Genomic DNA, 9319 nt, shown 5'->3' on the forward strand with positions numbered 1-9319 from the left:
AAAGAAGCAGAGGACATCCTCTGCTTCTTCTATGTATGAGCAAAAAAAATTGCAGTTAGTCTGCAATTTTTATTCGGCTCTTTGTACCTTACCTGATCTAAGGCATCTAGTACAAACATTTATTCTTTTTACAGTTCCGTTAACGTTTGCTCTAACTCTTCTTAAGTTTGGCTTCCAAGTTCTTCTTGAGTGTCTTAAAGAGTGAGATACTTTATTACCGGCAATCTTTCCTTTACCACATATATCGCAAACTTTTCCCATTTTCTTACCTCCTCTCAAGCTTTAACTACTTAATTATAGCAAAGTTAATCATAAAAATCAAGCTTTTTTTATAAAAAATAGATTTTTTTTAAAGAAAATATCAAAAAAACATAAAATTTCCATATATATCTTTAAAAATAAGCAATTTAATGGTATAATATAAGTAATTATGGATACAAATAAGCAAAGCAGAAGAGAAAATAAATTTATTAAGTGAATGGAGGGAGATTTATGCCTTGTCAATATACTAATGATTTAGGAACTATTAACATTGCTGACAATGTTATCGCTAAGATAGCGGGTCTATCTGCTATGGAAAGCTATGGCATAGTAGGTATGAGTGCAATCGATGCAAAAGATGGTTTTTACAAATTACTTAACATGGAAAATCTAGCTAAGGGAGTAAAGGTAGTAACAGACGGAAACCACTTAGACATATCTTTATATGTCGTATTGGAGTTTGGAGTAAAAATTTCGGTTGTTTGCGATAACATTATAGAAAAAGTAAAATACAATGTTGAAAGACAAACAGCTATGTCTGTTAAGAATGTCAACGTTTTTGTCCAAGGACTAAGAATGAATGACAATAAGTAGGAGGTAAATGTGAGTACTAATAAAATTGACGCAATTGTTTTAAAGAAAGCATTGATTGGAGCTCTAAACTCGCTTGGCGAAAACAAGGAAGTGGTTGACGCTCTAAATGTATTTCCTGTTCCAGACGGAGATACAGGTACTAACATGCTTCTAACAATGAAGTCAGCAGTTACAAATGCAGTTAAAGAAGAAAATAAAACTGTAAAAGAAATATCAAGTGCTTTGAGTAAGGGCGCTCTTCTTGGAGCAAGAGGAAACTCTGGTGTAATCTTATCTCAACTTCTTAGAGGTTTCAAAGAAGCTGTAGAAAATAAGGAATACATTGACATCGAAGCATTGATGGAAGCCTTTGTTAAAGCAAGTGAAGTTGCTTATAAGGCTGTTATGAGACCAACAGAAGGAACTATACTAACAGTATCAAAGGATTTAGCAAGTTTTGCAAGTAAGAACTATAGAAAATACACAGAACTTTCTAAATTTGCAGATGATTCACTTATCGCTTTAGAAGCATCATTGAACAGAACTCCAGAGCTATTAAGCGTATTAAAAGAAGCAGGAGTAGTTGACGCTGGTGGCAAGGGTCTTTATTGCATTCTTAAAGGGGCAATAGAAGGCGCTAGAACTGAAAATCTAGAAATTACAGTTCAAGATATAAATAAAACTAAACAAACAGCTAATAGAAAAGAAATTTCTACAGATAATATTAAATATGGTTACTGTACTGAATTTATTATAACTGGCGATACTAGCAAGGTTAATGAATTTAAGGAAACTATCTCAAAGATAGGCGACTCAATGGTTGTCGTTGCTCTTGATGATATAATCAAGTGCCATATACACTCAAACAACCCAGGTCAAGTTATTGAAGAAGCTTTAAAACTTGGTTACTTAAAGGACATCAAGATTGATAATATGCGTCTTCAACACAATGAGATACTATTTAGCGAAGAAGAGTATAAAAATACTGAAAAAGCAGACAATAAGCCAAAAGAACACAAAAAATATGGCTTTATAGCCGTAAGTTCAGGTGAAGGCTTTACAAAGATATTTAAGGATTTAAAAGTTGATGAAGTTGTTACAGGTGGCCAAACTATGAACCCATCTACAGAAGATTTTATGGAAGCAATTGAGAATATCAATGCAGACGATATATTTATTTTCCCTAACAACAAAAACATCATCATGGCGGCTAAGCAAACAATTGACCTTAGCGATAAGAATATCCATGTAGTTGAAACTAGAAATATGCCAGAAGCTATCACAGCTATGATTACTTTCGATGAGGACATGAGTGCAGATGAAATTCTTGATAACATGAACGAAGCCATCAGCGAAGTAAAAACTGGCGAAGTTACATTTGCCGTAAGAGATACTACTATCGATGGTAAAGAGATAAAGAAGGGTAATTACCTTGCTATCAGCTCATCAAAGATACTAGCAAGTTCAGCAGATCTAAACGAAACTACTATGGCTATGATAGATGAACTTATCGATGAAGACACATCTTTAGTGACTCTATATCTAGGCGAAGACGCTGAAAAAGCTATAGCTGATGACTTAATCGAAAAACTTGAAGAAAAATATCCAGACATAGACTTCGAAGCAATCGAGTCTAAACAAGCTTTATACTACTATATAATTTCATTGGAATAATGAAGCTAAGAGAGGTCAAGGGAGTAGGAAGTAAAACTGAAGAGTATCTAAATAGGCTTGGCTTATACACTGCAGAAGATGCGCTGTTCAACAGGCCTAGAAGGTATGAGGACAGGAAGAATCTTAGGACTATCTCTGATGATAGTTTAGCCGAAGCGGCACTATTTAAGGTCAAAGTTATTTCATCGCCTATAATGAGGCAGAGAAATATGATGATGTTTGACGTTTGTGACGAGAAGAACAACGCAAAAGTTTTCTTCTTTGGCATGAATTTTTACAGAAATATCTTTAAGCCGGGCAAAACATTCTACTTTTTTGGCAAATTAAGTAAAAATAAATTTGGATACAGCTTTTCTAATCCTGAGTTTTACAATAGCTTAAACACGGACAGACTTGGCTACATTGGCCCAATATACAATCTTGTAAAAGGCTTATACAATTCAAAACTAGTCTCAATCGTGACTGAGCTACTTAATACAAAAGGCATAGTAAAAGAGATAATTCCAGAAATTTTGATACGCGACTATAATCTATATGGTATAGATGAAGCCCTTAAAGAACTGCATTTCCCAACGTCGCATGAGACTTTGGAGAAGGCGAGAAAGACTTTAGCTTATAGAGAGATATTTACCGTTGAATATGGTTTTAAGGTCTTGAGAAAAGAAGTTCAGGATGAAAATTATGTGAAGTTTAAGCACTTTGATGAAGAAGAAGACTTTATTAATGGACTTGGCTTTGAGCTAACAGCTGACCAAAAGACTGTTATAGGCGAGATCAATGCTGATATGCAAGCTGATAAGAGGATGAATAGGCTAGTTCAAGGAGACGTTGGTAGCGGTAAGACCATAGTCGCTGTATACGCTATGTATAAGGCACATCTCAATGGCTACCAAGCTGCTATGATGGCACCAACTGAAATACTTGCTAAGCAGCACTACGAGAGCCTTAAAGATATTTTTAAGGATAAAGATATAAATGTAGCGCTATTATCATCATCGATATCAAATAAAGAAAAGAATGAGATTTATAAAGGACTAGAGAGTGGGGAGATAGACATAGTTGTCGGCACTCACTCCATAATCCAAGATAAAGTTAATTTTAATAAGCTTGGACTCGTTATCACGGACGAGCAGCACAGGTTTGGCGTAAAGCAAAGGGCGAATTTAACGAATAAATCGATATACGCAGACACTCTTGTCATGAGTGCAACGCCGATACCAAGGACTATGTCACTAATTTTCTACGGCGACCTTGATATATCAACTATCAAGACCATGCCGCCAGGAAGAAAAAAGGTAGAGACATACGCCGTGCCTTATTCTTACAAGGAAAGAATCTTTAATTTTATAGAAAAAGAGCTTAAAAAATCAAAGCAGGTCTATGTGGTTACGCCTCTGATCGAAGAGAGCGACTCGCTTGACTTGGCAAACGCAAATGATGTATATTTAGAATTGAAGGAGCATTTCAAAGATTATAATGTTGCTCTGCTTCATGGAAAGACATCAAATGAAGAGAAAAACAAGATTATGTCCGCTTATGAAGATAACGAAGTGCAGATACTTGTTTCAACTACTGTTATAGAAGTCGGCGTAAACGTTCCTAATGCTAATCTCATGATTATACTAAACGCAGAAAGGTTCGGTTTATCTACGCTTCACCAATTAAGAGGCAGGGTAGGAAGAAGCTCGGATCAAGCGTATTGCGTCCTTGTTTATGACAAGCTAAATGATATTAGCTACGAAAGACTAAAACTGATGCAAGAGACTGGAGACGGCTTTGAGATATCGAAGAAAGACTTGATACTAAGAGGACCAGGCGACTTCTTCGGAACAAAGCAGCACGGCTCTATAGAGTTTAAATTCTTTGATTTTGATAAGGACACTGAGATGATTAATGACATTAACAAAGAGGTTTTATCAATACTAAGAGGCGACATTGATTACGAAAAAGACAGATACGAAGCCTTGTTAAATAACATGGACTCAGTCTTTTACGATAGCAAACAAGATATTATCTTAAATTAAGAGGCAAGCTATGAGAGTTATATCAGGCGAATTCAAATCAAGAAAATTAATAGCACCAAAAGGCCTTAAGACAAGACCAACTTTGGATAATATAAAAGAAACAATATTTAATATCATATCGCCAATAGCGATTAACGCATCTGTTTTAGACCTATTTAGCGGAACAGGACAGATAGGCATTGAGTTTTACTCAAGAGGTGCGAAGGATGTCTACTTAGTAGATTCATCGCGCGAGGCCATAAGCGTTATAAATAAAAATTTAGAAAGCTTAGGTCTTAATGACGAGATAAAGCTTATGAAGATGGATGCCATAAGAGCCTTAAAAGGGCCTCTTAAGGATAAAAACTTTGACTACATCTTCTTAGATCCGCCATATAAGAGCCATGAGCTTCTAAATGAAGTACTTAAGCTAATTATCTCTCTTGATTTACTTGAGGAGAAGGGCAGTATAATCATAGAAGAGAATAAAGAATATGATTTATCTGAAGCCATTAGCAAAGATGATTTTGATATTGATACAAGAACAATTGGCGATAAGAAAATATTTTTTATAAAGAGGTGTTAAATGAAAGCTATATATCCCGGTAGTTTTGATCCTATAACCAATGGACACATTGACATCATCAACAGATCGAAAGACATTTTTGATGAGTTAATTATAGGCATAACTACTAATGTACAGAAAAAACACTTATTTACTATAGATGAGAGAAAAAAGATGATAGAGGAGATCTTCAAAGACGAGAAGAAGATTAAGGTAAAGACTTTTGATGGTCTTCTTACTTCATTTTGCGAAGAAGAGGGAACCAACTACGTAATAAGAGGTTTAAGAGCCGTTTCTGACTATGAATACGAACTTCAAATGGCGATGGCGAATAAATCACTTAATAGCGACTTAGAAACTATATTCTTGGTTGCGTCACATAAGTTCAACTTCCTTAGCTCTTCAATCGTGAAAGAGATTGCCTACTATCATGGAGATATATCGGCCTTAGTGCCAGAAAATGTTGAAAAAGCATTGAAAAAGAAATACGAAAGGGGTTAAAAAATGGATGTATTAGGTCTTATTGATGAGATTGAGGACATTGTTGAAACAGCGGGTTCTCTACCTCTAACAAGTAAGGTTTTAGTTCAAAAAGAAGAATTACTAGACATTATAAGCGAGTTAAGAATAAAACTTCCAGATGAAATAAAACAAGCTGCATGGATCAAAGAAGAAAGAGAAAGAATTATAAGCGAAGCAAATAAAGATGCAGAACAAATCATTAAAGAAACAAGATTAAAACTAGAAGAGCTTGTAAGCAAAGAAGAAGTTTTAAAAGAAGCTAATGAAAGAGCAAAAGACATTATGAACAAAGCACAAATTGCTTCAACAAACTTAAAGCGCTCTTCACTTGAATACTCTGACAAGCTTCTAATGAACGCTCAAGAAAACTTAAAAGACATGATTACTACTTTGAACGAAAACAGAACAGAGCTTAGAAAGATGTCAGCTTCTGTTAGCCAAGAAAATCACGTAGCACAAGAAAAAGAAGAAAAGTAAAAAAATAAATGCGAAAGTACATAATTACCTTCGCATTTATTTTTTTATTTGTTTTATAATTATTTTGCCATTGGCGAGTTTGTTGACTTGCCTTCAAGCGATTCAATTGCGTCCTTAAATACTTCGGCAATAGTTGGGTGAGCATATATCATATTTGATAAGTCTTCAACACTTAGACCATTGGCCATAGCTATAACAGCGTAGTGGATCAATAGGTCAGCGTCCTTACCGATGATGTGGCAGCCTAAAATCTTCTTGTGATCCTTTGTTGATAGTATCTTTATAAAGCCTTTAGTTCCACCAACTGCAAGTGCCTTGCCATTGGCTTGGTACATGGACTTTGCTTTGTCATACTCAATGCCTTCTTTTTCAAGTTCTTGTTCAGTCTTACCAACTTGAGCAAGTTCTGGAACTGTGTATAATACAGCTGGAACTATTGATAGATCAGTTTTTGGCTCAAGTCCAGATAACTTTTCAACTACGTGGAAGCCTTGAGCTGTAGCAAAGTGAGCTAATTGAGTGTTTTTGTAGATAACGTCGCCTATAGCGTAGATATTGTCGTTTGATGTCTTTAAGTTTTCATCAACTAAAACGCCGCCGTCCTTTGTTTCAACTTTAGCTGCTTCAGTGTTAAGACCATCAGTATTGCTTGCTCTTCCTAAAGCAACTAATACATATTCAGCTTCATAATCTTTTAAAGTATCTTTGCCTACCATTTGAGTAGTTACTTTAAGCATATCGCCAGCTTGCTCTATCTTTTTAGAGTGTTGCTTTGTAGCGAACTTAAGATTAGGGTTCTTTAATATTGATTGTAATCTCTTTTGTATTTCAATATCTGCTGTCTTGAACATATTGTTACCGATAACAGTTACTTCAGTACCAAAGCTTGCGTAGATAGTAGCAAATTCAAGGCCTATAACGCCTGTACCTATAACTATCATTGATTTTGGTATTTCTTTTAAACTTAGTAGAGTAGTTGAGTTTAAAACCTTTGGTAGATCACATCCTTCAAGTGGCTTGATGTCCTTTGATCCAGTAGCTATGATGCACTTATCAAATGTAACGTTTTCTTCACCGCCATCATTTAAAACTACTTTTACTTCATTTTCGCTAACGAAAGAAGCAGTACCCTTTAAAAGCTTGATATTGTCATAAGTTGAGATTAAATATTCGATCCCGTCTCTAAGTTTAGTCATAACATCTTGTTTTCTTTGGTAAATCTTTTCAGTATCAAGACCATATCCATCAACTTTTACGCCAAATTCTTCAGCATTTTGTACTTCGCTGTAGAAATCAGCTATCTTAACCATAGTCTTAGTAGGTATACAGCCAATGTTTAGGCAAGTACCACCAAGTAAGTTCTTTTCAACAAGAACAACATCATTTTCTAGTTGAGCAGCTCTGAAAGCGGCTTCGTATCCGCCAGGACCTGCGCCGATAATTAGTAATTTCATATATGTCCTCCTTTATATATATTATTTATTTTATTCCTAACATTTTAATTATATCATATAATTTGCTATTTCTTAAGAGTTTTTTCTATACTTTGTAAATTAATCTTGTAAGCATCTTTTACATTCATGCCCTTCATCAGATAATAAATTTGATCATTGTTTATCAATATCTCAAGGTCTAGCTTGCTCTCATGACTTAAATTATCAAGATCTTTGTACTTGCTAATGATATTTACATCGCTACGCTTTTTTATCTCTCTTAAAACTTTTTTTCCTTTTTCATTTGCACATAAAGGTATTATAAAATCATATTCTTTGTCTCTTGAAACATTATCTTTATATATATTTAATAGCATAGCAAGCATAAATCTATTGATCTTGCTCCTTGAAAAGTTTTTTCTGGCTACCATTTCCATAAATTCATTATAGCTCTTCGCCTCGTAGATGTATTTTTTAATATAGTTTACAGCGTCTTCATCATATTCAAAATACATTTTAAAATTCTTTTCTCTTATGAAAATGGATTTGATATAGGAAAAATATTTTTCTAAGTCAATAATTTTTTCTTGGGGAAGTGCTGGGACTAAATCACTCACATCTTCACCCTTATATATAAGAGAGCGTATATGGCTTGCGCTTGCTACGCCGCCATCATTGCACTCGTCGTTATAATGAGGGCCATGTCTTTGCACGGCGAATGGCTTCATAGCGCTCTTCGTTTCATCGAGAGCACTTATATACTTATAAGCAAGTATATTATTTGATTTATTCATAATATCCGTCGTAGTAAGTTCATTAAAGCTTAAAGCGTAAGCCCTTGAGAATGAAAGACCACTCGACAAAAGCTTTTTAATTAGCTCATCAAACTTACTTTCATTTGCCTTCATCATTTCGTGTGCCTTACTAAGAGCGTCTATACCATCTTCGCTGCCAAAGCTTAGGCAGTCAATTACGTTTAGCTTATTTAGTATGTTCACAGCATTTTTTGCAAATATATCTGCAGGTGCTATAGAAGAGAAGACGGGCAGCTCAAGAACAAGGTCACAGCCATATTCACAGGCAATCTTAGCTCTTTCATACTTGGTAAAGGCACTAGGAAGGCCTCTTTGCACAAAATTGCCACTCATCAGAGCGACCACTGCATCGACGCCTAGAGCTTCTTTTGTTTTATTTATATGATAGATGTGGCCATTGTGAAATGGATTGTACTCAGAAATGATTCCGACTATTTTCAACTTTTTCCCTTCTTTCTTAAAAAACACTTGAAATTTTCTACAATTTATTATATCATATATGTGTATGATTTGTTAAATATTTAGGGAGGTAAAAATGAAAATATTAGTAATTAATTGCGGATCATCATCATTAAAGTATCAATTAATGAACATGGATGACGAAAGCGTAATCTGTAAAGGTTTAGTAGAAAGAATCGGTATTGAAGGCTCTAAGCTTACTCACAAAGTTGAAGGAAGAGAAAATTTTGTAGTAGAAGAAGCTATGAAGGACCACAAGGCAGCTATGAAGCACGTATTTGACGCACTTGTTGACAAAGAACACGGCGTTGTTGCTTCACTTGATGAAATCGACGGTATCGGTCACAGAGTACTACATGGTGGTGACAAGTTAACTGACTCAACTCTAGTAACTGAAGACGTTAAGAAGACTATCGAAAAGTTCATCTGCTTCGGACCACTTCATAACCCAGCAAACCTTATGGGTATAGAAGCTTGTGAAGAGCTTGTAAAGGGCAAACCAAACGTTGTTGTTATGGATACAGCCTTCCATCAAAC

Annotated in this window: 9 protein-coding genes and 1 pseudogene; 7 read left to right on the forward strand and 3 right to left on the reverse strand. The window is 35.1% G+C overall.

Annotated features, from left to right (window positions below; translation table 11 throughout):
- Positions 1 to 69: 69 nt before the first annotated feature.
- Positions 70 to 261: a 50S ribosomal protein L28 gene (rpmB, locus tag Q0E71_RS02560; protein ID WP_019214672.1), complete on the reverse strand. Its 192-nt coding sequence runs from the start codon at positions 259 to 261 to the stop codon at positions 70 to 72.
- A 231-nt stretch (positions 262 to 492) separates the two neighbouring features.
- Here rpmB and Q0E71_RS02565 point away from each other — a divergent pair, with 231 nt between their 5' ends.
- From Q0E71_RS02565 to Q0E71_RS02590, 6 genes are read left to right on the forward strand one after another with little or no spacing between them, the layout of a single operon-like run.
- Positions 493 to 855 (forward strand): Asp23/Gls24 family envelope stress response protein, encoded by a 363-nt coding sequence (locus Q0E71_RS02565; protein WP_294795691.1) that lies wholly within the window; start codon positions 493 to 495, stop codon positions 853 to 855.
- 9 nt (positions 856 to 864) lie between these two features.
- Positions 865 to 2508 (forward strand): DAK2 domain-containing protein, encoded by a 1644-nt coding sequence (locus Q0E71_RS02570; protein ID WP_294795693.1) that lies wholly within the window; start codon positions 865 to 867, stop codon positions 2506 to 2508.
- Positions 2508 to 4532: an ATP-dependent DNA helicase RecG gene (gene recG, locus Q0E71_RS02575; RefSeq protein ID WP_294795695.1), complete on the forward strand. Its 2025-nt coding sequence runs from the start codon at positions 2508 to 2510 to the stop codon at positions 4530 to 4532. Before Q0E71_RS02570 ends, recG begins: the two co-directional genes overlap by 1 nt.
- Positions 4533 to 4542: 10 nt before the next feature.
- Positions 4543 to 5097: a 16S rRNA (guanine(966)-N(2))-methyltransferase RsmD gene (gene rsmD / locus Q0E71_RS02580; RefSeq protein WP_294795697.1), complete on the forward strand. Its 555-nt coding sequence runs from the start codon at positions 4543 to 4545 to the stop codon at positions 5095 to 5097.
- On the forward strand, positions 5098 to 5577 hold the full coding sequence (coaD, locus tag Q0E71_RS02585) for a pantetheine-phosphate adenylyltransferase (protein WP_294795699.1): 480 nt from the start codon (positions 5098 to 5100) through the stop codon (positions 5575 to 5577). It begins immediately after the preceding gene.
- Between the two features lie 3 nt (positions 5578 to 5580).
- Entirely contained in the window at positions 5581 to 6075 is a 495-nt protein-coding gene (locus Q0E71_RS02590) for a hypothetical protein (RefSeq protein ID WP_058260547.1), read from the forward strand.
- 59 nt (positions 6076 to 6134) lie between these two features.
- On the opposite strand, the gene lpdA is transcribed toward Q0E71_RS02590, so the two are convergent.
- Positions 6135 to 7529, reverse strand: coding sequence for a dihydrolipoyl dehydrogenase (lpdA, locus tag Q0E71_RS02595; RefSeq protein ID WP_294795702.1), 1395 nt, complete (start codon positions 7527 to 7529; stop codon positions 6135 to 6137).
- 65 nt (positions 7530 to 7594) lie between these two features.
- Complete coding sequence (locus Q0E71_RS02600; RefSeq protein ID WP_294795704.1) at positions 7595 to 8764, reverse strand: nucleotidyltransferase family protein; 1170 nt, start codon at positions 8762 to 8764, stop codon at positions 7595 to 7597.
- Between the two features lie 94 nt (positions 8765 to 8858).
- Here Q0E71_RS02600 and Q0E71_RS02605 point away from each other — a divergent pair.
- Positions 8859 to 9319: pseudogene (locus tag Q0E71_RS02605) on the forward strand (acetate kinase); the annotation flags it as partial.

Origin of the sequence: uncultured Fenollaria sp. (assembly GCF_934202865.1) — a bacterium.
GTDB lineage: Bacteria > Bacillota > Clostridia > Tissierellales > Peptoniphilaceae > Fenollaria.